The sequence below is a fragment of the Rhodopila sp. genome (assembly GCF_965277825.1).
In the GTDB taxonomy this organism is placed as follows: Bacteria; Pseudomonadota; Alphaproteobacteria; order Acetobacterales; family Acetobacteraceae; genus Rhodopila.
This window is the reverse complement of sequence record NZ_OZ255846.1, coordinates 3,546,190-3,569,244: the sequence shown is the minus strand read 5'-3', so window position 1 is coordinate 3,569,244 and position 23,055 is coordinate 3,546,190. Positions and strand designations below refer to the sequence as shown.

Below are 23,055 nucleotides of genomic sequence, written 5' to 3'. Positions count from 1 at the left end.
AATGGATTTCGATCTGTCCGACGATCAGCGTCTGCTGAAAGACAGCGTGGACCGCCTGGTCGCCGATCACTACCAGTTCGAGCAACGTAAGAAATACCTCAGCGAACCCGCTGGATACAGCTCGACGATGTGGGATCGCATCGCCGAAATGGGTCTGCTCGGACTGTCGTTCGACGAAACCCTGGGTGGCTTCGGCGGCGGCGCGGTCGAAACCGCCATCGTCATGGAGGCATTCGGTCGCGGCCTCGTGCTCGATCCGTACTTTGCCACCGTCATTCTCGGTGGCGGTCTGCTGCGCCGCGCCGCGCCAACCGCTTTGCTGGGCGCCCTGGCGCCGAAGGTCGCCGCCGGCAAACTGAAACTGGCATTCGCTCATGTCGAACGCCATTCCCGCTATAATCTCGCCGACGTCAGCACGACGGCGCAAAAGGACGGCGGCGGCTACATCCTGGACGGCGCCAAGAGCGTCGTCATTCACGGCGATAGCGCCGACCGTGTCTTCGTCACCGCCCGCATCGCCGGCGAGCGGCGCGCCCGCGACGGCATCGGCCTCTTCCTGATCGACCCCGCGGCCCCAGGCGTGACCAGACGCGGCTACCCGACACAGGACGGCCTCCGTGCCGCCGAACTGACCCTGACCAAGCTGCGCGTTTCCGCGGACGACCTGCTCAACGACAACGCCCTGCCTGCGATCGAGCACGTCATCGACGAAGCCATCGCTGCCCTCTGTGCCGAGGCGGTCGGTGCGTTGCAGTCGCTGCAGGACCTGACTTTGGAGTATCTGAAAACCCGCAAGCAATTCGGCCGCCCGATCGGCTCGTTTCAGGTCCTACAGCACCGCTCGGTGGACATGCTCGTCGCGGTCGAACAGGCTCGCAGCATGGCAATGTTCGCCGCCGTCATGGCCGCCGAGGAAAACCCGATCGAGCGCCGCCGCGCCATCTCCGCCGCCAAGGTCCAGATCGGGCGATCCGCCCGTCACGTCGGGCAGGAGGCGATTCAGCTTCACGGCGGCATCGGCATGACCAACGAATACGCCGCCGGCCACTATTTCAAGCGCGCGACGATGATCGATCAGCTCTACGGCGATGCCGACACCCACTTGGCCTATCTGGCCGCAAACGGCGGCTTGTTCGGCAAGGTTGCTTGAACTTGGCGTCCGCCGGCGCCGTGCTGCTCGACCTCGACGGAACGCTGTCGGACTCACGCCCAGGCATTGCCGCCTGCTTCCTTTACATGCTGGCGGAACTCGGTCACGACCCGGCCGCGGTCGGAGATGTCACATGGGCGGTCGGGCCGCCGATCGCTGTCTCGATCCAGACGCTGTTGGCAAAATATGGCGACGACCGCGTCGATCTGGGCGTCACCACCTACCGAGCCCGCTACTCGAAGACCGGCCTTTACGGCTGCTCCGTCTACCCAGGCATTATGGAAATGCTCGCTGCGTTGTCCCTAGCGAGCCGACCGCTCTGCGTTGCCACATCGAAACGCCGGGACTTTGCAGAACGCGTTGTCGACTATCTGAAACTCCGGCCCTATTTGCCGAAAATCTACGGCGCGCTTCCCGGCGGTGGTCTCGATATCAAGGCGGACTTACTGGCCGGGATCCTCAGAGCGGAGGGCTATGATCGCACTACCACCGTCATGGTCGGCGACCGCCTGCACGACATCGAAGCCGCCAAAGCCAATAACCTTCGCTCGATTGGCGTCCTATGGGGCTATGGCGGTCAAGCCGAACTGCAGAAAGCAGGCGCCGACGTCATTGTCGTGCGCCCAGCCGAAGTCCTAATTCATGTCGCTTGAGCGCCAGGTGCCTCATCGCAACTTCTAAAATTAGTCGCGAAGACGCCGGGACCTGATCCAATCCTTGCTCATTAGGTTCCCGCCAGGGTCGGTTTGCCCCACGACGACGAAGCTGCTCCGGTGCGCACGTTGCCCCGCGCCAAAGTCCGCGCGAGATGCCTCGATATCTGTCGTGAGGCGAAGCCGGCACCGTAAGCAAAGCGCATCATCGGCCCGAAACTGTTAGCCGCCGCAGTGCCCACGAAATACAGCCCAGGAACCGAACTCTCAAAGCAGCGTGACAAGCGAGGCGTGCGATTCACGCAATCCAGACGATCAAGCACCTCTGGCCCAAGGAATGCCAGGCGCCGCATGTCCACCCGATAGCCTGTCCCGGCGATGACGTGGTCCGCCGTCAGAATACGCTTTTTGCCGCCGAGAAGATCCAGCTCAAGGCGCACCCGACCGCCCACCGCATCCGCGCGCGCGATCGTCGCGCCCACCACAGTCGGGACAATGCCATCCACCTGCGGCTGCAATGTCCAGCCAGGGGCCGCGGGCAGGTGCTTGCGCACAATCATCAGACGGAAAGCCTCAGGCATGGCGTGAAACACCGACGGCATGGCGCAGCACGCCCACGACCGCCAGCCTGTGCCCAGGCCGGACTCAGGTTCCCTGATTCGATCCAGCAAAGTGCGTTCGTTCGGCGGTCCGCAATAATCAATCAACGGGCGACGAGCGATCAGGATCGGTCTCGCCCCGGCCTGCATCAGCACCGGCGCCAGGTTAACCGCTGAGGCACCCCCTCCAATAACGGCCACCTCACGCTCAGCGAATTGATCGACCCTCACGTGCCGCGCACTGTGGGTGGCCAATTCGGGTGGCAGGTCAGCGAACTCCGGCGGTGAATATTCGTATGAGCGGATCCCCGCGGCGACGATCAAGCGGCGAGCCGGTGCCACCTCGCCGTCATCCAAATAAATATCAAACCCATACGATGTCGGTCTTACCTGGGTCACCAGGCGATCTTCCAGCCGCGGCACGAAGCGCTGTTGAAACGCAATGCCATACGTAATGAAGGTCGACAGCGGGATCGGGAAACCAATGTCTTTATACGGCAACCCGCGGTCAGCGCAGAACCGAGCCAGCGTCAGCTCCCCGGCGGGATCATAAATGTCCGAGCCGTTGCCTTCCGATTTCAGCACCATCGACTCTGGCATCGATGTCCGCCAAGTATGCATAGGACTGCCGAAAATGCGGAAGTCCACATTCTGACCGGCAAGATGAGCGGCGATCGAGAGCCCATATGGCCCCGCGCCGATAATCGCAACATCGACGATCTCAGTCATGACACCCGCTGCCTTTGGAACAATTATGTTGTCGGAAATTGCATCCAAATCGACAACACAATTCAAAGAGAGGACGTTTGCCTATGCGAAAGGTAATCGCACGCCCCGACAAACAAATTTGCTGTTTCATCGCCCTCGGTCGCTGCCGTTTGACAAATGTCTGATAGGCGAAACCATAGCTTACAGAGATTATGTCGGGAAAGCGCGCTTAAATGCCAATAAACTCTGAGTGGTGCCAAAAACGCCGATATATCCGTCTGTTACGACAACCTCACGCCTTGCCCGAGATCGCTCGCACAGCCACCAGACCGCCAACAATGTTCCGCGACGGAAGTTGGCAAATCCTCGGATAATCGCCCACGCACTTGAGCCAGATAAAACCACCAGCGAGAACAGGAAATTGGGCTACTCAGCCGCAACAATGTAACAAATTGAGCAGACAGCCGAAACGCCGGCAAACCGCTCGGGCCGGACACCATCAGTAAGACCTTAATCCGCCAGCGCAGAGGCCAGTCTCAACCGGTCACCGTGGAGGCATACGCAGCGCACCGTCCAATCGGATCACCTCGCCGTTCAGGAACCTATTGCGCACGATGTGCTCCACCAGTTCGGCATATTCCGACGGCCGCCCCAGTCGCGCCGGAAACGGGATGCCAGCCGCCAGGGTCGCCTGCACGTCCTGCGGTAATCCATCCACCATCGGCGTGTGGAACAGCCCGGGCGCGATCGTTACCACCCGCACTCCGGCCCGCGCCAGTTCCCGCGCGGCCGGCAGCGTCATTCCCACAACGCCGCCTTTGGACGCGGCGTAAGCCGGCTGTCCAATCTGGCCCTCATAGGCCGCGATCGACGCGGTGTTGATGATCACCCCACGCTCGCTTTCATCCAGCGGATCAGCGTCCGCCATCTGCGCCGCCGCCAATCGCAGCATGTTGAAACTGCCGATCAGGTTGACACGGATGACACGCTCGAAAGCGTCCAGCTTCAGCGGACCGTCGCGTCCAACGATCCGGCCCGAGGTGCCGATCCCGGCGCAATTGACCAGCACACGCACGGGCCCATGTGCCGCACACGCGGTCGCGAACGCCGCCTCGCCCGAGGCCGCATTCGCCACGTCGCACGCAACGCCAATTCCGCCGATGCGCGCAGCGTGAGCTTCGGCCGCCGCCTGATTGATATCGGCAACCGCCACCCTGGCACCCAGGCCGGCAAGATGCGCCGCCGTGGCTGCACCCAGTCCCGAACCACCGCCCGTCACAACCGCTGCCAGGCCTTTGATCTGCATCCGGTCGCCCTCCATCGCCACGCTTCAAGAACCACCGGTCGGAGGCGCGCGCAAGCCTGTCCTGAATCCGCCACTTCGCAGGCAATTCGACGCCAGGGGCGCTATTCTTGAGGCCTCGGGTCTTAACGCCTCGGGCGGTCCCGGCAATCGGACACCGGCGCAGCCTCCCCGTTGGCGCTAAGGCGTATCACTCAACACCACGCCGGACGCGATCGACATCGGCACATGCACCGGCATGTTGAGGCTCCAATCGGGCCCAAGGTCGGCGGCGATGTTCCAGCCGGCCGGCGGCGTGACCGTCGAAAGATTGTCGGTGACCGAATTGCCCCGGCCCATCATCCCGGTGCCGTACGGATAAAACAGCCGGCAAGCTGTACTCGGGTTCGCCAGCGGCTGCGCCAGCGTGATGCGCAGTTGGGTGGCGTTCAGTCGAGCGCAGGCGGTCGCGGTGACGATCGTGCGGGGCGTGGCTACCGAACCGCCGTCCATCACCGCCCATCCGCTGCCAAGCGCCGCCTGTGTCGCCGGGACGATCAGGTCGGTGCCGCAATCGTGCCGCACCGTGATGACCAGGCTGCTGTCGGACTCGCGATAAACGGTGGTCACCACTGGCCCCCCCGCGCTGGCAATGCCCTGAGGAATGATGGCAATCGCATCGCCGCCCTCGGACGCCAGGACGGCGCGCGCCACCAGCGACGCCGCCAGCATGCCGAAACGCCGGTTGTCGGGAATGTCGCGATGCAGCGGGTCACCGCCGCTCCAGATCCCGGTCGCCGCATCGTAGACCAACGCCGGTCCGCCGATGCTGCGCGGCAGGCTGTCAGAGGTTTGCGGCAGCACCACGGTCACGTTCTGCGTTCCATCCGCCGCCATGGCAGCCACAATTTCGCGTTGCATCTGCGTGCCGGGGTCATTGACATCGTAATCGAATGGTATCGCCGACCACCAGACCTGCGGCAGGCTCGCGACCGAGCGCGATAGCATGCCGCGCTCGAGTGACAGAAACCGCCGTGCAGCGGCGCCGTAGGTTGCCTTCTCGCTGTATTGGCGCGTGCTGTCGTCCTCCGACCACGGCCACAGGATCACCGCGATGTCGGCGGAATCCTCCGCCGCGGTGTTGGATTGCAGCCAATTCTGCACCGCCAGCCCGTCGCTGCCGAGCCCCCATGTCGAGGGATCACTGCCGTCGTTCGGGTTGTTGAGGAAGGATCCGGTCAAGCCGAGAGCCGGCACCGGATACATCCCCTCGCCATGAATACAGGTCGCTGCCGGCGGGCTGCCATAGCTGCCGACCACGCCGAAGCCCAACGCGCCCAGGTGCCACGCGACGCCCTGGGCAAGCAGATGCCACGCGCCATCGATCAGGCCATTGCCGCAGTTGGATTGGCCGGTGACCAGCACCTGGATGCCTTTGCGCGGCCCCCGGGTCCACCGCGATTGATAGGATAGAACGCTGGCGATCCCGTCACTGCTGAGCGCGCGATCCCAGACCGCGGCTTCATGGAACCAGCATTCCGACCCGCCCGCGGCCGCACCGTCATGCAGGAACAGCAATGGCGCGCTCAGCGCCGGCGCCATTGGGTTCGGCGCGGCGGCAACGACCTGGTTGTTGTCAAGCCAGACATCGACCCCGCTGCCTGGCGTATTGCGCAACACCACGGCGTGGCTGTGCCGGCGCGTCAAGGCGTTGCTCAGCACGCGTTGCTGGACGCCGGGGAACAGCACCAGCCGCTGGCCGCCCTTGTTATCCGCGGCCAGTATCTCGGTGCCGGCGATGCTCAGCAACGTGCTGGCTGCGGCGGAACTCTGCCGCCAGTTCGGCCGCGACCAAACCAGGAAAACCGTCCAGGCGGCGGCAGACCCGAGGTTCATCGCCGCGCTGATCAGGCCCTGATCCGGGTCCATCAGCGGAAGCTGCTGGCCGGCACCCGGAACATTCGGCGGCACGATCGTGTTCAGGCCGAGGCCGCCCAGAAGTCCATTAAGCCGAGGGGTCGCCAATGGCGGGTTGGATCCGCTGGACGCCGCGTGCCATACCGCCAGCGGAGCCCCGGAGCCGGATTTCTCGGCGACCGATGCGACCGCGGCACCGAACGCACTCAGCGGCTTTGCCGCGCTGTTGAGCATGCCGGTCGGAAGCCCGGCGTCCCACCAGCCGGTCAGCCCCGCCCATGGCATCTTGACCGGCAGCGGCGCTTGCAGCATCGGCCGTCCCGGCGCGGCCATCACGATCTGGTGCCCCGAGCCGGTCAGAACAACGCTCATGGCACGGCCTTAGGAGCGAAGTTGGTGCCTGCGACGATTATGCAGCGGTCGAGCATCCGGTGGCTTTCCTTCGAATTTGGCGCGATCAACCCTGTTCGCGGGCAGGTTCTGTGGACCTTCTAACAAAATCTAACATTATGCGCAAGCATAACTAACATACGGTTGAAAATCAACTCGCGGCAGCCTCAGCCTCCGCCTTCGCGGCTCCCCATTGCCGCGCAAGCCTGACCATGATCGTTCGCGGCCCGGCTCCCACACGCTCCCGCCAGAATCCTCGCCGCGCACCGTGCAAGCCGGCCTTGACCGCCGACAAATCCAGCCTGAAAACCATCGCAACGAAGCAGGGAGCAACGCACGATGACCACTGCCCCGTCCTACACCGAAGCCTGCGCCGACTGGAGGCGCGATCCCGAGGCGTATTGGGCGGCTGAGGCGCAGGGCATCGCCTGGACCAGGCCCTGGGACAAGGTCTTCGATCCTAGAGCAGGTGCGTTCGGCCAGTGGTTCGCCGGCGGCATGCTCAATACCTGCTACAACTGCCTCGATCGCCACGTCGAAAACGGTCGCGGCGACCAACCCGCGCTGATCCACGACAGCCCGATGACCGGCACTGTCAATACCTTCACCTACCGCGACCTGCTCGGCCGCACCGAAAAACTCGCCGGCGCCCTCGCGTCCCTGGGTGTCGGCAAGGGCGACCGCGTCGTCATCTACATGCCCATGGTCCCCGAGGCCGCGATTGCCATGCTCGCCACCTCTCGCCTCGGCGCGATCCACTCCGTCGTGTTCGGCGGCTTCGCCGCGGCGGAACTCGCGACACGCATCGCCGACGCCAAACCCAAGGTCATCATCTCGGCGTCCTGCGGGCTGGAGCCGGGCCGGGTAGTCGAATACAAACCGCTGCTCGATGCCGCCATCGCGCTTTCGCCGCATAAGCCCGACGCCTGCCTGATCCTGCAACGCCCACAAGCCGAAGCGGCTTTGACGCCGGGCCGCGACCACGACTTCAACGCTAGGGTCGAAGCCGCTCCATCGCATGCCTGCGTCCCGGTCCTGGCCACTGATCCGCTCTACGTGCTGTACACTTCCGGCACCACCGGCCGGCCGAAGGGCGTGGTTCGCGACAACGGCGGCCACGCCGTCGTACTGTGGAATTCCATGCGCATGATCTACGGGCTCGACGCCGGCGACGTGTTCTGGACCGCGTCCGACGTCGGCTGGGTCGTCGGCCACAGCTACATCGTCTATGCCCCGCTGCTGCGCGGCTGCACCTCGGTGATGTACGAAGGCAAACCTGTCGGCACGCCCGACGCCGGCGCGTTCTGGCGGGTGATTGCCCAGCACCGAGTCAAGGTTCTGTTCACCGCCCCCACCGCCTTGCGCGCCATCAAGCAGCGCGACCCCGAGGGCAAACTGTCGCGCGACCACGACATCTCCTGCCTCGATGCCCTCTACCTTGCCGGCGAGCGATGCGACCCCCCAACCGGCGTTTGGGCTCACGAACTGCTCGGCAAGCCGGTCGTCGATCACTGGTGGCAGACCGAGACCGGCTGGCCGATCACCGCGGGCTTCCGACAGTTCGGGCTGTTCCCGTTCAAACCCGGCTCCGGCGGCCGTCCGTGCCCCGGCTACGACCTGCATGCGCTGGACGATGATGGGCGCGAGCTGCCGCAAGGCTCGACCGGCAACCTGTCGCTACGCCTGCCGCTGCCGCCTGGCTGCGGGCCGACATTGTGGCAGAACGACGACGGCTATCGCGCGTCCTACCTCGCCGATTTCCCAGGCTGGTACCGCACCGGCGACGCCGGCGTGATCGATACCGATGGCGACGTCTGGGTCATGGGTCGCACCGACGACATCATCAATGTCGCGGGTCACCGTCTGTCCACCGGATCGCTGGAGGAGGTCCTGGCCTCCCACAGGGACGTCGCCGAATGCGCCGTCATCGGCGCCAGGGACGAACTCAAGGGCCAGACCCCGATCGGATTTGTGGTGCTGAAATCCGGCGTCGACCGATCCGAGTCCGATATCGCCGCCGATCTTGTCGCCCTGGTGCGTGAACGCATCGGCCCGGTCGCCGCCTTCAAGGACGCCCGGGTCGTCGCCAGGTTGCCCAAGACCCGGTCCGGCAAAATTCTACGCGCCACCATCCGCAAGATCGTCGATGGTGAGGACGCGCCGGCGCCCCCGACGATCGAAGACCCGACGGCACTGGATGAGTTACGCGCACTCTTGGCGGACTAGGAGGTGCGCTTTCCGGTGGCACAAAACTTGCCCGTCCGGACAGCAAGCAGTTCGGATCCTGATCGAATTCGAGCCATCGGGATGGTGCGTGCCGAAGCATCGAGCAGGAGTTGATGAATGTCCGGTCTCTCTGACCGTGTATTGAACAATCAGGAGCTTCGCGCGCTGCAAGGCCGCTCTAACCTGCGCGGCGGCGTTCGGCTGGCGATCCATATCTCGCTGCTGGTTGCGGCCGGCTGGTTGGTGGCCATCGCCTCCGGCTGGCTCGTCTTGCCCGCGGTATTCGCACTCGGCTGTGTACAGGTTGCACTGTTCGCGCCGGCGCATGAGACAATGCACCAGACCGCCTTCGCGTCGCGCCGCGCGAATGCGATCGTCGGGTGGCTGGCATCCTGTCCGTCGCTGCTGAACTGGCATTTTTACACCGCCTATCACCTGGCACACCATCGGAACACCCAGGTCCCCGGGCTCGATCCGGAACTCGCGGCGGCTTCCCCGACCTCGATCGGCGGTTACGTTTTGCGCATCCTGGGCGTGCCATTCTGGAGGTTGCGACTTCGCGTCCTGGTCGATTGCTGGCGCGGAGACCTCAGCGCATATCCATACGTTTCGGCCGCGGCGGCCGAAAAGATCATCCGCAGTGGGCGGGCAATGACCTTGCTCATGGTCGGAGGGTCATTATGCACGATGCTGGTGTTCGGCTGGCTCACGCCATTACTGTATTGGATCGGGCCGCAATTGCTCGGGCAGCCGCCGCTGCGAGCCTATCTGTTGGCCGAACATACCGGCTGTACCGAGGATCGCAACGGGCTGACCAACACCCGGACCACTCTCACCAGCGCGCCGGTTCGGCTACTGATGTGGGACATGCCGTATCACGCGGAACATCATCTGTTTCCGTCGATACCATTTCACCGGCTGGCGGACGCCCATGGCTTGATCCGCGACAGGCTGGAACATATCCAGCCGGGCTACCTGCGCTGGAATCTCGCCCTCGCTCGGTCGCTGGCGCGGCGCTGACCCGCCTAACCGAAGAACCGATCAAACCAGGCCAACGTCTCGTCCGGTGCTTCCTCCGCGATGTAATGACCGGACTGAACCGCACCACCGGTTACCGTCGCGTAGCAGTAGCCTCGCCAGATCGCCAGCGCATCGTACCACGTAGCGATCTTTCCTTTCGCGCCCCACAGCGCCAACATTGGACAACGAACCTTGATCCCCGCCGCCCGCGTGGCACGGTCGTGCTTCAGGTCGATGCTGGCCGCGGCACGATAATCCTCGCACATGCCGCGCACCATTTCCGGCTGATCGACAGCACCGAGATAATCCTTCAGCGCATCGGGATGGCAAAGGTCCGGTAACGACGGATCTCGACTGGTGTGCTGGCGCCACCAATCCCGCGGTGCTCGGTTGATCAGCCATTCCGGGAACGGGTACGGCTGGGCGAACCAGAACCAATGGTAGTAGCCAAGCGCGAACGCCATGTCCGCCCGCTCGAAGTGTTCGATCGTCGGAATGACGTCCAGGACGGCGAGTTTCAGCACCCGGTCCGGATTGTCCAGCGCAATGCGGTGCGACAGCCGGGCACCCCGGTCATGGCCGGCGAGGAAGAACTCCGCGAACCCGAAATGATCCATCACCGCGGTCATGTCCTTCGCCATCTCGATCTTGGCATAAGGCGCATGGTCCGAAGTGGCAGGCGGTTTTAACGAGAAGCCGTAACCGCGCAGGTCCGGGCAGATTACGGTGAAGCGCTGAGCCAGTGCCGGCGCCACCAGATGCCACATCGCATGGGTCTGAGGGTTGCCGTGCAGCAACAGCAGCGGCGGTCCGGATCCGCCATGGCGCAACCGGATCGTGCCCCCCGGCACGGCCACATGCGTCAGGGTAAAGCCCTCGAAAAACATCGCCTACTCCCCCACGTTGGCTCGTTCGTACACCTCCAGATTGGACCGATCCGCGACCAGACGCCAACCGGCTTGGGCGAGCGCGGCGCGCGCACCCGCAATGGCGGCTACGCTGTCGCGATCCTGCGCGAGCGCGGCGAGGGCGACGCGGTGATATGGCGCGACGCGAGCGGCGATCGGATCGCCGAGTCGAATCAGCAAAAGCGGCAGGGCAGGGGGCGCTTCGATGCCGAAGGCCCCGACGACGCCGACACCATCGTTCCCGCGCGGCAATAGCACGACCTCGCCGTGGAACAGGCCGGCCGCTTCCGCCGCGGCGCGGGCAGGCTGCATCGTGCGTGGCGAAAACAGCAGCCCGATGATTCCGGCGAATTCGGTCAACAGGACAAGCAAGACCAGAGCCCGAACGCTGTTCCGTGTGCGTCGATGAGGCAAGGCTGAAGCCCAGGCGATCAAGAGCGCAATAAACGGCAAGCCAAACGACAGATACCGCAACTCGATCGGCGTGTTGTCGAATACCGCGCCCAGCAGCAGCAGCCCAATCGGGGGCGCCACTGAAGCCGCGAGAACCATCCGCACGCCCCGCCCGGCGCGTAACGGTCCCGCCCCGGCCACATGCAACACAATGCCCACCACCAGCAGGCCAAGCATCGCCGCGACCGCGGCCTGGCCCGGCCCGCTGGCATACAGCGGCAAGCCACCGAACAACGCAGCGGTCTGGTATTCAGCCAATCGCACAACGCTTGGCAAGACCGCGAACGGCGGAAATTGGCCCTGCCGAGACGCATGCTGGGCGGCAAAAAACCAGCCGTCCAGGGCCAGAAACGGAGCAGCGGCCAGCACTGCCGGCCAGGCGCCGGCGGCCAAGATCACCGCCGCCGCGACGAATACCGCCAGGTAGTTGCAGCAGCAGGCCGCGCCCAGACTAAAACCCGCCAGCAGCGGTCGCCGCCCCAGCAGCAGCGCAAGCCCCCCTAACGTCAGCATCTGCGCCGGGGCGAAACCCCGTGCCACCACACTCGTATAGGCAAATCCATAGCTGCCCAGCGTCATCAGCATCGGCATGACAGGCGCGATCGAGCAGCGCCGAGCGATCAACCCCACCAGCCCCAGGGAAACCACGCCGCACCCCACCGACAACATGCGGGCGGCAAACAGGCCCGAACCGAATACCTCCCTCCACCAAGCCACCACCCAGAAGTAGAGCGGCGGATGCACGTCGGTCGCTCGCAGATCGCGCGCGATGCCGGCCATCGTCGCGTGGCCGGATTGCATCGCCGCGACCATGCCGGCGGGGAACACCGTGTCGGGCCAACTCGGCCGTGGGACACCGGCGGTCAACAACAACGTGTATTGTTCGTCGTATTCCGCACCGCGCAGCCAGGCGCCCGCGGTCAGCACCACCGCGCCCAGCAGCAGCACCGCATACCGAGTACGAAGCTGCGCAGCGTTAACCAATTCTCAGTACTTTCGCGCCATTTTGCCAGCGCTTGTACCAGCCAATGGTTAACGGAGTGCTTATGCAGGAAGTGTTTCCGCGCGCGGTGCAGCGATCCTGGCAGCCGACGATCTCGGTGGTTGTTCCGGCGTACAACGAGGCAACCGGTCTGGACCATTTTCACCGCCGCCTGGTGACCTCTCTGGCCAGCCTGGAAAACTGGGAGGTGGTCTACGTCAATGACGGCAGCACCGATGACACGCTGGCGGTGATGGAAGCCGTGCATCGCGGCGACGACCGCGTCGCCGTCGTCAGTCTGTCACGCAACTTCGGCAAGGAGACGGCGATCACCGCGGGCCTCGACCACGCCTCCGGCGACGCCGTGGTGGTGATCGACGCCGACCTGCAGGATCCGCCCGAACTCATACCCGAACTGGTCGCGAACTGGCGCGCCGGATTCGACATGGTCTACGCCAAACGCCGCAGCCGAACCGGCGACAGCTGGCTGAAACGCGGCACCGCGCGGGGGTTCTATCGGCTGATGCGGCGTATGGGCGACTTGAAATTGCCCGAAGACACCGGCGACTTCCGCCTCATGAGCCGCCGCGTCGTCGACGCCGTACGACAGTTGCGCGAGCAGCACAGATTCATGAAAGGCCTGTTCGCCTGGGTCGGCTATCCGACGACCTACGTGCTCTACGACCGCCAAGCCAGGAGCAACGGCGTCAGCAAATGGTCGTATTGGCGGCTTTGGAACCTGGCGCTCGAGGGGATCACCAGTTTCACCGTCATGCCGCTGAAATGCGCGACCTATGTTGGCCTGGTGGTGGCGCTGCTGTCGGTGATCTACGCCCTGCAGGTCATCGTGAAGACGCTGATCATCGGCAACCCGGTTGCCGGCTATCCAAGCCTGATGACCGTGGTGCTGTTCCTCGGCGGCGTGCAATTAATGTTTTTGGGCGTGATCGGGGAATATCTCGGCCGCGTCTTCAACGAGACCAAGCAGCGGCCGCTCTATCTGGTCGAGCGCTTCGTGCCCAGCGCGGTGAAGGTTTCGGTGTGAGGGGTCTATGCATCGGTTTGTTGCTGCTGGCCTGGCTGTATCCGGCAAGCGGCCGGGCGGACCCGTTCGCGGCGCCTCCCGCCCTCGCCCGGGGCATCAACATCACCGCCTGGTTCCGCTTTCCCGCCAGTCGTGACCCGGCAGCGCTCGGTGCCTACCTCAGCGACCAGGCGTTGGCCGACCTGCGCGCCACCGGTTTCGATTTTGTCCGGCTGGCGGTCGATCCCCAGGTAGTCGATGGCCCGGCGCAACGCTCGGTGCTGATCGCGGCGATCCGGCGCATCCAGCGGCAGGGGCTGACGGTGGTCGTCTCTCCCCATCCGGACGACTGGCGGCTGGAAACCAGTCCGGCCGATCGTGAACGGCTTTCGGCATTTTGGAAAACCCTGGCGGCGGCGTTACGTCCGCTAGACCCGGCCCATACGGTTCCCGAAGTGCTCAACGAGCCGGTGTTCACAAACGATCCCGCCGGCTGGGCGGCGCTGCAGCACCGTCTCCTGGCCGACATCCGCCACGCGCTGCCCCACGCAACCGTCGTGCTGACCGGTCAGGATTGGGGCAGCATCGGCGGCCTGCTGGCGCTTCCGCCAGAGGACGATCCCAACGTCATCTACAGCTTCCACTTCTATGATCCCGCCGAACTGACCTCGCTGGCCGCCTACCGGCCCGGTCTTGATCGAACCGCTGTGGCCAGACTGCCGTTCCCGGTGGACGACCGGATGCGCTGCGATCTGACCGCCGATCGCTCCGCCGATAACGCGACCCGAGAGCTGATGCGCTACTATTGCGGCCTTGGCTGGGATGCATCCCGCATCGCCGCCCCGATAGATCGCGCCGCGGCCTGGGGTCGGGCACACCACGTGCGCCTGCTGGCAGGCGAATTCGGAGCAAGCGCCGATCTCAATCCCGCCGCGCGGCTGGCGTGGCTGCACACCGTCAGCGACACACTGGCGAAACGCGACATCGGCTGGGCGCTTTGGGGTTACGACGACGTCATGGGCCTCGGCGTCAGCCGCCCGCCCGCCCGGCGGCCGAGGTTGGATTCGTCGGTACTGACAGCACTTGGTATGACGCCACCGATGTGACTGCGCGCCAGGAGGGCGTGATCCGATATGCGCGACAACGAGAGCCTCGATCCCGCCGACTGGTCCGAACTGCGTGCGCTTGGGCATCGCATGGTGGATGACATGTTCGACCACCTCGCCAATCTGCGCGAGGCTCCGGTCTGGCGCCCGATGCCCGACGCCTCGCGTCAGGAACTACGCCGCGCCCTGCCGCGAGGACCAACCCCGGCGGAGTCGGTTTACCAGGATTTCCAACGCCTGGTGCAGCCGTATTCCACCGGCAACCTGCATCCCCGCTTCATGGGCTGGGTGCATGGCGGCGGCAATCCGGTGGGGATGCTGGCCGAACTCCTGGCCGGCGGATTGAATGCCAACCTGGGTGGCCGCGACCACGCTCCGATCGAAATCGAGCGCCAGGTCATCGCCTGGTCCGCCGAGATGCTGGGTTTTCCCGCCAGCGCCTCCGGCGTCCTGGTCACCGGAACCTCGATCGCCAACCTGATCGGTGTCCTGGTTGCGCGATCCGCCAACCTGGGGCCGACGGTCCGACACTGCGGCGTCGGAGACGCCGGACTGGTGGCCTACACCTCGGTAGCGGCGCATGGCTGCCTGCCCCGCGCGATGGAAATGGCCGGCCTCGGGCGCGAGGCTTTGCGAATGATCCCCTGCGACGGCCAAGGCCGGATGCGCCGCGATGCGCTGGCGCGTCGTGTCACGGAAGACCGCGTCAACGGGAAGTCGCCGTTCCTGCTGGTCGGCACCGCCGGCACCGTCGATATCGGTGCAATCGATGACCTGGACGCGCTTGCCGATTTCGCCGCCGAACAAGGCTTGTGGTTTCACGTCGATGGCGCATTCGGTGCGATCGCAGCGCTGGCGCCGAAGCTGCGACCTCTGTTGGCTGGCATCGAGCGCGCGGACTCGGTCGCGTTCGACTTTCATAAATGGGCGCAGGTGCCATACGACGCCGGCTGCATCCTGGTGCGTGATCGGTCCCGCCAATTGGAAACCTTCGGCGCCGAGGCCGCCTACCTTCGCCGCGAACAACGCGGATTGGCCGGCGGCGGCGTCTGGCCGTGCGATCTCGGCCCCGACCTGTCGCGCGGATTCCGAGCGCTAAAGGTCTGGATGACCTTGTCGGTCTACGGCGCCGATCGCATCGGGGCGATCGCGCAGCAGACCTGTGACCTCGCCGCCGCGATGGCCGCCATGATCGACCGCGAGCCCGCGCTGCAGCGCCTGGCCCCGGCGGCGCTGAACATCGTCTGTTTCCGCTATATCGCTGCCGACGGGGATCTCGATCGGTTGAACGCCGACATCGTGGCCGATCTGCAGGAATCCGGAATCGCCGCCCCGTCCACCACCACCGTCGATGGCGTGCTGGCAATACGCGCGGCGATCGTGAATCATCGGACCAACCATGCCGACCTGGCGATCACCATCGATGCGACCCTGCGTGCAGGGCACGCGCGCGCCACGGCGGCAAAGAAAATGCCCCCGGCTATTCACCGGGGGCAAGGATACAGGGAGGCTTCACGTCTGGGAGACGCAGGGACCAAAGGCCCCTTTCCAGCGACTGGCGCTGGAACTCTGGCAGCGGTGCTGCCGTAACTGACGTACAATGCTTATACTGCACCCGCGAACACAACCACTGCCGATAACCGGCAGCCGCCATGCGCAACTGACATAGCCCCTGACCCGATCTCGCGTTGCCGGAATAGCTGTATCTCAGCCTCAAAAGATCTGACGTCGCCGGTCAGCGCCGACACGTAGTCAGAAGGTCAGTGCATTTCCGCCAGCCGAGCCAGCAGGAAGTCGCGGAACACCGCAACCCGCTTCGAGTTCCGCAATTCCTCCGGATACACGAAGAACACGTCCACCTTCGGCCCGTTCAGCGACGTCAGAACATGAACCAGATCCGGGTTCTCGCTCACCACGTAGTCAGGCAGCGCACCGATGCCCATGCCCGAACGGATCGCCAGAAGGACGGCATGGATCGAGTTGACCTCAAGCAGCGCCCGCCTCGGATTGCCCGGCCGACGCCCGGCATCGGCCAGCCAGTTGACCTCCTGCACGGGGGGATGGTGCTGACCGAACAGGATCAGTCGATGCGCATCCAGGTCCTCGGCGCGCTGCGGAACCCCATGCTGCTTGAGGTATTCCGGCGAGGCGACGACGTGCCACTGCATCGTCATCAGATGCCGCTGCACCAGGTCGGGCTGCTTCGGCGGATGCATGCGGATCGCCACATCGGCCTCCCGCATCGCCAGGTCGAGTTCGGCATCGTCCAGCAGCAGCGAGACCGTCACGTCCGGATAGGCTTCGAGGAAACCGTGCAGCCGCGGCGCCAACCAGGATGACCCGAACCCCATGGTGGTGGTCACTTTGAGCCGGCCGGCAGGCTTTTCCTTGCTCTCGGTCAGCAAAGCCTCGGTGATCGCCAGCTTGGCAAACACCTCCCGAACCGTGCGGTTCAGCGACTCGCCCTGCTCGGTCAGGATCAGCCCGCGTGCGTGACGATGGAACAGCGGAACCTGCAGCGCCTCCTCCAGCGCCGAAATTTGCCGCGAGACCGCCGATTGGCTCAGGCTCAACGTGTCTCCGGCGTGCGTGAAGCTGCCGGCTTCCGCCACGGCGTGAAAGACGCGCAGCTTATCCCAATCCATTTCGAAGCCTCTCCCGGCGGCCGGTCGGATCGGAGCCGCACTGGTTCAGCCACTCACAGCGCTTGTGAGCGGTGTAACAAGCCTAAACGTAGTTGCACGAGTCATGTGACGATATTTGGCGACGCCGGGCAAATTTTGCCTATTCCGCCGCCGCCACGGGCTCGATTTCGTGCTCGGCAATAAATTTTTCCGCTTCCAGCGCTGCCATGCACCCGGTTCCGGCCGCGGTAACCGCCTGACGGAAGATCTTGTCCTGCACATCACCCGCCCCGAACACCCCGGGAACCGAGGTGCGCGTGGTGCCAGGCGTGGTGCGGATGTACCCGTCCGCGTCCATGTCCAAATGGCCGGCAAAAATCGCTGTCGTCGGGGTATGGCCGATGGCGATGAAGACCCCGTCGGCGGCAACAACCGCCTCGGCGCCGGTGGCTTGGTTGTGCAGCCGGACGCCGGTCACCACCTCGGGCACGCCGCCTCCCAGTATCTCCTGGACCGTGCTGTTCCAGATGACGTCGATCTTGGGATGGGCAAACAGCCGTGTCTGCAGGATTTTCTCGGCACGCAGGCTGTCGCGGCGATGGATCAGAGTAACCTTGTCGGCGTGGTGCGTCAGATACAGCGCTTCCTCGACCGCGGTGTTGCCGCCACCGACGACTGCTACACTCTTGCCGCGATAGAAAAAACCGTCACAGGTGGCGCAGGCCGAAACGCCGCGGCCCTGCAAGATCTGCTCGGATTCGAGACCCAGCCAGCGGGCCTGCGCGCCGGTGGCGACAATGACCGCATCGGCGGTGTAGTCATCGCCCGAGTCGCCAGGGCAGCGGAACGGCCGGGCAGAGAAATCCACGCCGGTGATCAGGTCGTGGACGATCCGGGTTCCGACATGGGCGGCCTGGGCCTCCATTTGTTCCATCAGCCAAGGCCCCTGGATGACCTCGGCGAAGCCTGGATAGTTCTCGACGTCAGTGGTGATCATGAGCTGACCGCCCGGCTGCATCCCGGCCACCAGGATCGGCGAGAGGTTGGCGCGCGCCGCGTAGATCGCCGCGGTATAGCCGGCCGGCCCGGCGCCGATGATCAGGACCTTGGTGTGATGCGTTGCGCTCATGTCCAAACATATCGGCGCCCCGGCGTCCGGAGCAAGCAAGCGCCCTGGCCCGCACCAGTGGGACGGACGCAATGCGGCGCTCTTCATTGCATCCGTTCGGCCACCAGCAGGCGGTACGCCATGAACGCGGCCGCTTGCGCCCCGCGCAGTGCTTGCGCATTGTCAGATCATCCGACGGATCGGTCCGCCATCGCGGTCCACCTCGGCACCTGGGGGACCTATCGACACATGGCGGAAAATTCGTCGCCGCTGCTTTCGGTCCGAGGCATCACGCTTCGCTTTGGCGGCGTCGTTGCGCTCGACGATGTCAGCTTCGACGTGATGGCCGGACAGATCGCTGGATTGATCGGCCCCAATGGCGCCGGCAAGACCACGCTGTTCAATTGTCTCAGCCGGCTATACCAGCCCAGTGCCGGTGAGATCACCTTCGCCGGCAAATCGGTCCTTGCGGTGCCCCGGCACAAGATCCCGATGATCGGCATCGGCCGGACCTTCCAGAACGTTGCGCTGTTTGATCGGCTCACCGTGCTGGAGAATGTGATGGTCGGCCGCCACAGCCGGACCAGCGCCGGTTTCGTCGAAAGCGCCCTCCGGCTACCTTCGGTCGGGCGTGAGGAACCAGCCGTGCGTGAAAAGGCAATGGACCTGATCGAGTTCATGAATCTCGGTGCGTTCACCCACCGTGTCGCCGCCGGCCTGCCGTTCCCGATCCGAAAGCGAGTCGAACTCGCTCGCGCGCTGGCCGCCGAACCCAAATTGCTGCTTTTGGACGAACCAGCCGCCGGCCTGAACCACGAGGAGGTGCATACGCTTGAAAGCCAGATCCGCCGTGTGCGCGACGTGCAGGGTGTCACCGTGCTTCTGGTCGAACATCACATGAGCTTGGTGATGTCGGTCTCCGACAAGGTGGTGGTGGTGAATTTTGGGCGCAAAATCGCCGACGGCAGGCCCGATGAGGTTCGCCAGAATCCGGATGTCATCCGCGCCTACCTGGGCACCCCTGCCTCGGCCTGATCCCCCACACCGAATGACGCTCACTGAGGGGCCCGGCACCGAGGTCCGCAACTATGGAGCGAACCTCGGATTCGCGAACCAGAAAGACGCCTCGCTGCACAGGACACCCGGCTGAAGTGGAGCCGAATTCGCGCTCAAAACATCAGAACGGCTGGTCGCCGCAAACTGTGATACGATGCATGATTCGGGTCTCGGCGGGATAGTCGTTGACCGCGAAGTGCTGGGTGCAGCGGTTATCCCAAAACGTCAGCGTGCCGGTCTGCCAGCGGACCCGGCAGGTGTGTTCCGGGCGGATCGATTGCCGCATGAAGAAGTCGATCAACGGCTGGCTCTCCTCGTCCGTCATGCCGTCGAAATGCTGCACATGGCCGCCGATATAGATCAACCTGCGACCGGTTTCGGGATGCGTGCGCACCAGCGGATGCACGCTGGTGGTCTGCACGTTGCCCGGATCCTTGACCTTCATCTCGCTCATCTGCCCGCTATAGCGGTCCTTGCGCGACAGTCCGTTGGCCGATTTGAAGTTGTCCCCGACACACACGGTGCGCAGTTGCCTGGCGATCGTCTTCATCGCATCCGACAGGCTGTCATAGGCCAGATACTGGTTGGTGAATAACGTGTCGCCGCCAGCTGATGGCACTTCCTTGGCATAGAGCATCGTACCCATGGCCGGGCAGGGCGAGAACATCTGGTCGGTATGCCAGGACCCGCCGAAATTCTTCTTGTCGGTCGGCCGCTTGATGATCGCCAGGATCTCCGGGTAGTCCGCCATGCCTTCCATGAACGGGTGCAGGTGGATCTCGCCCCAGCGCCGTGCGAAGGCCAGTTGCTGCGCTGGCGTCATGTTCTGATCGCGGATCGCGATCACCAGATTATCCAGCAGGGCAGCGCGTAGTTCCGCCAGAGCCTGGTCCGAGACGTCGCGCGACAGATCGACACCGTGGACCTCGGCCCCCAGCGAACCGGCAATCTTATGCACCTCCAGGTGACGATATTGCGTATTGCGTGGTGCGTTCATGCTCTGCGGTCTCCTTCCCTGTGGGAATGATGCCTCCTGCGCCACGCAGCTGGCAAGATCGCGACACCTGCACGCTTAATACATGTGCATCCCGCCGTTGATCGAGATCGTCGACCCAGTAACGAAATCGGCGTCATCGGCGGTCAGGAACGATACGCCGCGGGCAATATCCTCGGCGTGGCCAAGGCGTCCGACCGGGATTTTGGCCACGATCTTGCTCAACACGTCTCCTGGAACGGAGCGCACCATCTCCGTATCGACGTAGCCTGGTGCAATCGCATTCACCGTGATCCCATAACGAGCACCTTCCTGCGCCAGCGCCTTGGTAAAGCCATGGATCCCGGACTTGGCAGCGGCGTAGTTGACCTGACCATACTGGCCCGCCTGTCCATTGACGCTGCCGACATTCACCACTCGCCCAAACTTGCGCTCGCGCATGGCGTCGAACGTCAACTTGCACAGGTTGAAGCAGGACCCGAGGTTGGTGTCCAGCACCGCGTCCCACATGTCCCGTCGCATCCGCGGTAATGTACCGTCACGGGTGATGCCGGCGTTGTTCACCAGAACCTCGATCGGTCCGTGTTCGGTGGTTATCTTGGCAACGCCGGCTTCGCAGGCCTCGAAGCCGCAGACATCGAACTTGATGACCGCAATGCCGGTTTCCGCCTGAAACGACTCAGCCGCCGCATCGTTCGTCGCGTAGTTGGCGATCACGGTTCGGCCCTGGGATTTGAGCGCCAGGCTGATCGCCGCACCGATTCCCCTGGTGCCGCCTGTAACCAATGCGACGCGTGCCATAGCTGCCTCCCGTTATTGTTGCTCCGGACTTTTGCAGTCTTACTCAGGCGAAACCCCATACCCGACGGATCAGCGCTCCAGCGCCATCGCAACTCCCATGCCACCGCCAATGCAGAGCGTCGCCAGGCCCTTCTTGGCATCGCGCTTCTGCATCTCGTGCAACAGCGTCGTCAGGATGCGGGCGCCCGACGCACCAATCGGGTGGCCGATTGCGATCGCGCCGCCATTGACGTTCACCTTGCCGGTGTCCCAGCCAAGGTCCTTGTTGACCGCCAGCGCTTGCGCGGCGAACGCCTCATTGGCTTCGATCAGGTCCAGATCGTCCGGCTTCCAGCCGACACGGGTCAGGACCTTGCGGGTAGACGGGATCGGCCCGGTCCCCATGATCGCCGGATCGACCCCGGCAGTGGCGAATCCGGCGATGCGAGCCAGCGGCTGCAGACCGCGCTTGCTCGCTTCGCCAGCGGTCATCACGATCAACGCCGCGGCGCCGTCGTTGATCCCCGAGGCATTGCCGGCGGTGACCGAACCGTCCTTGCTGAACGCCGGGCGCAGGCGCGCCATTCCCTCGGCGGTGGAGTCATGACGGATGTACTCGTCATCCATCACCTCGACATCGCCCTTGCGGCCTTTCACCGTGACCGGTGCGATCTCGTCCTTGAAGCGACCGGATTTCTGCGCGGCGGACGCCTTCTGCTGCGAGGCCAGCGCGAATGCGTCCTGCTGCTCGCGCGAGATCTGATACTTGCTGGCGACGTTCTCAGCAGTGTTGCCCATGTGGTAGCCGTGGAACGCGTCCCACAAGCCGTCCTTCAGCATGGTGTCCACGAATTCCAACCCGCCCATCTTGGTGCCATTGCGCAGATGCGCAGCATGCGCGGACAGGCTCATGCTCTCCATCCCGCCGGCGGCGACGATGCTGCTTTCGCCGGTGCGGATCTGTTGCGCCGCCAGTGCGACAGCGCGCAAACCAGAGCCGCAAACCTGGTTGATGCCGAAAGCGGTCGCCGAGTCGGGGATGCCGGAAAACCGCGCCGCTTGACGGGTCGGATTCTGCCCCTCACCGGCGGCAAGCACCTGGCCAAAGATTACCTCATCCACCTCCGCCGCTTCGAGGCCGGCGCGGGACATCGCGGCCTTCAGCGCGACTGCTCCAAGGTTCTGAGCGTGCACTGCACTCAACGCACCATTGAAGCTGCCCACCGGGGTCCGTGCCGCCGAGACGATGACGATGTCATCCATGTCTTTGCTCCTCCTGTCCGCGGTTCATCCCGCGACTTGCCGCGTACTGTCGACATCAATCAAGTGCGTGCCGTCACAGCGAAATGCAAGTTTGGCATCACGCCCCAAGACGTCCGGCCATGTCCTGAATGTCGGTCGCGACGATGTCCCAATCCTGATCCGCCGCATAGTCTCTTTGCTGGTGCGGCCCATATTCTGCCGGGCGCGGGAAGAACGCGGTAAGCAGTCCGCAGGCCCGTGCCTTGGCCAGGTCACCGTTGTGCGCCGCCGCCATCATCACCTGGTCCGGCCGCAAATCCAGCATCCTGGCGACGCCAAGATAGGTCTCCGGATCGGGTTTGAAATGCCCGAACAAATCCGACCCGAAGATCATGTCCCAGGGAATGCCGGCGAATTTCGCCATGTCGAGCAACAGCGAGACATTCCCGTTCGACAGCGGCCCGATGATGAAGCGCGACTTCAGCCGCGTCAGGCCAGGTATGGCATCAGCCCAGGGATGCAGACGATGCCAGCCCAGGTTGATGTGTACCAGGTCGTCCTCGGACAAGTTCTTGATTCCGAACTCGGCTACAAGACGGTCCAGCGAGGCGCGATGCAGCTTATCCAGCGTCATCCATGGTATCTCGCCGCTGCGCACCCTTTGCATCGAGGGCTGATAGGCGGCTCGCCATGCATCGATCAAAGCCGGCCAATCGGCGCTCACCCCGCGTTTGGAGCCATGCGCGGTGAGGTCGGCGATCAGGCTGGATCGCCAATCGACAACCGAACCGAACGTATCGAACACGATAGCCACGGGTTGCTTGCCGGCCATG

At 64.2% G+C, this 23,055-nt stretch carries 19 protein-coding genes; 8 read left to right on the top strand and 11 right to left on the bottom strand.

Annotated features, from left to right (window positions below; genetic code table 11):
• Window position 1: 1 nt before the first annotated feature.
• Window positions 2-1,150 (top strand): acyl-CoA dehydrogenase family protein, encoded by a 1,149-nt coding sequence (locus tag ACQY4T_RS17500; RefSeq protein ID WP_428533271.1) that lies wholly within the window; start codon window positions 2-4, stop codon window positions 1,148-1,150.
• A 2-nt stretch (window positions 1,151-1,152) separates the two neighbouring features.
• Entirely contained in the window at window positions 1,153-1,803 is a 651-nt protein-coding gene (locus tag ACQY4T_RS17495) for an HAD hydrolase-like protein (RefSeq protein ID WP_428533268.1), read from the top strand.
• Window positions 1,804-1,874: 71 nt separating this feature from the next.
• On the opposite strand, the gene ACQY4T_RS17490 is transcribed toward ACQY4T_RS17495, so the two are convergent.
• From ACQY4T_RS17490 to ACQY4T_RS17480, 3 genes are all read right to left on the bottom strand, one after another.
• Window positions 1,875-3,131 carry an NAD(P)-binding domain-containing protein gene (locus tag ACQY4T_RS17490; RefSeq protein ID WP_428533265.1) on the bottom strand — a complete coding sequence of 419 codons (1,257 nt, stop codon included), beginning with the start codon at window positions 3,129-3,131 and terminating at the stop codon, window positions 1,875-1,877.
• Window positions 3,132-3,654: 523 nt separating this feature from the next.
• On the bottom strand, window positions 3,655-4,416 hold the full coding sequence (locus ACQY4T_RS17485) for an SDR family NAD(P)-dependent oxidoreductase (protein WP_428533262.1): 762 nt from the start codon (window positions 4,414-4,416) through the stop codon (window positions 3,655-3,657).
• Window positions 4,417-4,593: 177 nt separating this feature from the next.
• Entirely contained in the window at window positions 4,594-6,681 is a 2,088-nt protein-coding gene (locus ACQY4T_RS17480) for a hypothetical protein (RefSeq protein ID WP_428533259.1), read from the bottom strand.
• A gap of 357 nt (window positions 6,682-7,038) precedes the next feature.
• Between ACQY4T_RS17480 and ACQY4T_RS17475 the strand changes: the two genes are divergently transcribed.
• Window positions 7,039-8,925, top strand: a complete 1,887-nt coding sequence (locus ACQY4T_RS17475; RefSeq protein WP_428533256.1) for an AMP-binding protein — start codon at window positions 7,039-7,041, stop codon at window positions 8,923-8,925.
• Between the two features lie 117 nt (window positions 8,926-9,042).
• Window positions 9,043-9,945, top strand: a complete 903-nt coding sequence (locus ACQY4T_RS17470) for a fatty acid desaturase (RefSeq protein ID WP_428533253.1) — start codon at window positions 9,043-9,045, stop codon at window positions 9,943-9,945.
• Between the two features lie 5 nt (window positions 9,946-9,950).
• On the opposite strand, the gene ACQY4T_RS17465 is transcribed toward ACQY4T_RS17470, so the two are convergent.
• Window positions 9,951-10,832 carry an alpha/beta fold hydrolase gene (locus ACQY4T_RS17465; RefSeq protein ID WP_428533250.1) on the bottom strand — a complete coding sequence of 294 codons (882 nt, stop codon included), beginning with the start codon at window positions 10,830-10,832 and terminating at the stop codon, window positions 9,951-9,953.
• A 3-nt stretch (window positions 10,833-10,835) separates the two neighbouring features.
• Entirely contained in the window at window positions 10,836-12,290 is a 1,455-nt protein-coding gene (locus ACQY4T_RS17460) for a hypothetical protein (RefSeq protein ID WP_428533247.1), read from the bottom strand.
• 62 nt (window positions 12,291-12,352) lie between these two features.
• On the opposite strand from ACQY4T_RS17460, the gene ACQY4T_RS17455 reads away from it, so the two are divergent.
• Genes ACQY4T_RS17455 through ACQY4T_RS17445 form a run of 3 tightly spaced genes read left to right on the top strand, consistent with a single transcriptional unit; the run spans window position 12,353 to window position 16,008 of the window.
• Window positions 12,353-13,333, top strand: coding sequence for a glycosyltransferase family 2 protein (locus ACQY4T_RS17455; protein ID WP_428533244.1), 981 nt, complete (start codon window positions 12,353-12,355; stop codon window positions 13,331-13,333).
• The gene (locus ACQY4T_RS17450; protein ID WP_428533241.1) at window positions 13,330-14,418 is read left to right on the top strand and encodes a glycoside hydrolase family 5 protein; all 1,089 of its coding nucleotides are present in this window, start codon (window positions 13,330-13,332) and stop codon (window positions 14,416-14,418) included. The genes ACQY4T_RS17455 and ACQY4T_RS17450 overlap by 4 nt, the downstream gene beginning before the upstream one ends.
• A 27-nt stretch (window positions 14,419-14,445) precedes the next feature.
• On the top strand, window positions 14,446-16,008 hold the full coding sequence (locus tag ACQY4T_RS17445; RefSeq protein ID WP_428533238.1) for a pyridoxal phosphate-dependent decarboxylase family protein: 1,563 nt from the start codon (window positions 14,446-14,448) through the stop codon (window positions 16,006-16,008).
• A 170-nt stretch (window positions 16,009-16,178) separates the two neighbouring features.
• On the opposite strand, the gene ACQY4T_RS17440 is transcribed toward ACQY4T_RS17445, so the two are convergent.
• Both ACQY4T_RS17440 and trxB read right to left on the bottom strand, forming a co-directional pair.
• Complete coding sequence (locus ACQY4T_RS17440) at window positions 16,179-17,063, bottom strand: LysR family transcriptional regulator (RefSeq protein ID WP_428533235.1); 885 nt, start codon at window positions 17,061-17,063, stop codon at window positions 16,179-16,181.
• A gap of 139 nt (window positions 17,064-17,202) precedes the next feature.
• Window positions 17,203-18,171 carry a thioredoxin-disulfide reductase gene (gene trxB / locus ACQY4T_RS17435; protein WP_428533232.1) on the bottom strand — a complete coding sequence of 323 codons (969 nt, stop codon included), beginning with the start codon at window positions 18,169-18,171 and terminating at the stop codon, window positions 17,203-17,205.
• A gap of 228 nt (window positions 18,172-18,399) precedes the next feature.
• On the opposite strand from trxB, the gene ACQY4T_RS17430 reads away from it, so the two are divergent.
• On the top strand, window positions 18,400-19,185 hold the full coding sequence (locus ACQY4T_RS17430) for an ABC transporter ATP-binding protein (RefSeq protein WP_428533229.1): 786 nt from the start codon (window positions 18,400-18,402) through the stop codon (window positions 19,183-19,185).
• A gap of 142 nt (window positions 19,186-19,327) precedes the next feature.
• On the opposite strand, the gene ACQY4T_RS17425 is transcribed toward ACQY4T_RS17430, so the two are convergent.
• From ACQY4T_RS17425 to ACQY4T_RS17410, 4 genes are all read right to left on the bottom strand, one after another.
• Complete coding sequence (locus ACQY4T_RS17425) at window positions 19,328-20,203, bottom strand: TauD/TfdA dioxygenase family protein (protein ID WP_428533226.1); 876 nt, start codon at window positions 20,201-20,203, stop codon at window positions 19,328-19,330.
• 75 nt (window positions 20,204-20,278) lie between these two features.
• Window positions 20,279-21,001: an acetoacetyl-CoA reductase gene (gene phbB / locus ACQY4T_RS17420; RefSeq protein ID WP_428533223.1), complete on the bottom strand. Its 723-nt coding sequence runs from the start codon at window positions 20,999-21,001 to the stop codon at window positions 20,279-20,281.
• Between the two features lie 69 nt (window positions 21,002-21,070).
• On the bottom strand, window positions 21,071-22,243 hold the full coding sequence (locus ACQY4T_RS17415) for an acetyl-CoA C-acetyltransferase (protein WP_428533220.1): 1,173 nt from the start codon (window positions 22,241-22,243) through the stop codon (window positions 21,071-21,073).
• A 97-nt stretch (window positions 22,244-22,340) separates the two neighbouring features.
• Window positions 22,341-23,054: a haloacid dehalogenase type II gene (locus ACQY4T_RS17410; RefSeq protein ID WP_428533217.1), complete on the bottom strand. Its 714-nt coding sequence runs from the start codon at window positions 23,052-23,054 to the stop codon at window positions 22,341-22,343.
• Window position 23,055: the final 1 nt, after the last annotated feature.

Bases quoted from the DNA above. Each gene is read 5' to 3' on its own strand.
- ACQY4T_RS17500 (WP_428533271.1), top strand. From the start codon at position 2: ATGGATTTCGATCTGTCCGACGATCAGCGTCTGCTGAAAGACAGCGTG.
- ACQY4T_RS17490 (WP_428533265.1), bottom strand. From the start codon at position 3,131: ATGACTGAGATCGTCGATGTTGCGATTATCGGCGCGGGGCCATATGGG.
- ACQY4T_RS17485 (WP_428533262.1), bottom strand. From the start codon at position 4,416: ATGCAGATCAAAGGCCTGGCAGCGGTTGTGACGGGCGGTGGTTCGGGA.
- ACQY4T_RS17480 (WP_428533259.1), bottom strand. From the start codon at position 6,681: ATGAGCGTTGTTCTGACCGGCTCGGGGCACCAGATCGTGATGGCCGCG.
- ACQY4T_RS17475 (WP_428533256.1), top strand. From the start codon at position 7,039: ATGACCACTGCCCCGTCCTACACCGAAGCCTGCGCCGACTGGAGGCGC.
- ACQY4T_RS17470 (WP_428533253.1), top strand. From the start codon at position 9,043: ATGTCCGGTCTCTCTGACCGTGTATTGAACAATCAGGAGCTTCGCGCG.
- ACQY4T_RS17465 (WP_428533250.1), bottom strand. From the start codon at position 10,832: ATGTTTTTCGAGGGCTTTACCCTGACGCATGTGGCCGTGCCGGGGGGC.
- ACQY4T_RS17455 (WP_428533244.1), top strand. From the start codon at position 12,353: ATGCAGGAAGTGTTTCCGCGCGCGGTGCAGCGATCCTGGCAGCCGACG.
- ACQY4T_RS17445 (WP_428533238.1), top strand. From the start codon at position 14,446: ATGCGCGACAACGAGAGCCTCGATCCCGCCGACTGGTCCGAACTGCGT.
- ACQY4T_RS17440 (WP_428533235.1), bottom strand. From the start codon at position 17,063: ATGGATTGGGATAAGCTGCGCGTCTTTCACGCCGTGGCGGAAGCCGGC.
- trxB (WP_428533232.1), bottom strand. From the start codon at position 18,171: ATGAGCGCAACGCATCACACCAAGGTCCTGATCATCGGCGCCGGGCCG.
- ACQY4T_RS17430 (WP_428533229.1), top strand. From the start codon at position 18,400: ATGGCGGAAAATTCGTCGCCGCTGCTTTCGGTCCGAGGCATCACGCTT.
- ACQY4T_RS17425 (WP_428533226.1), bottom strand. From the start codon at position 20,203: ATGAACGCACCACGCAATACGCAATATCGTCACCTGGAGGTGCATAAG.
- phbB (WP_428533223.1), bottom strand. From the start codon at position 21,001: ATGGCACGCGTCGCATTGGTTACAGGCGGCACCAGGGGAATCGGTGCG.
- ACQY4T_RS17415 (WP_428533220.1), bottom strand. From the start codon at position 22,243: ATGGATGACATCGTCATCGTCTCGGCGGCACGGACCCCGGTGGGCAGC.
- ACQY4T_RS17410 (WP_428533217.1), bottom strand. From the start codon at position 23,054: ATGGCCGGCAAGCAACCCGTGGCTATCGTGTTCGATACGTTCGGTTCG.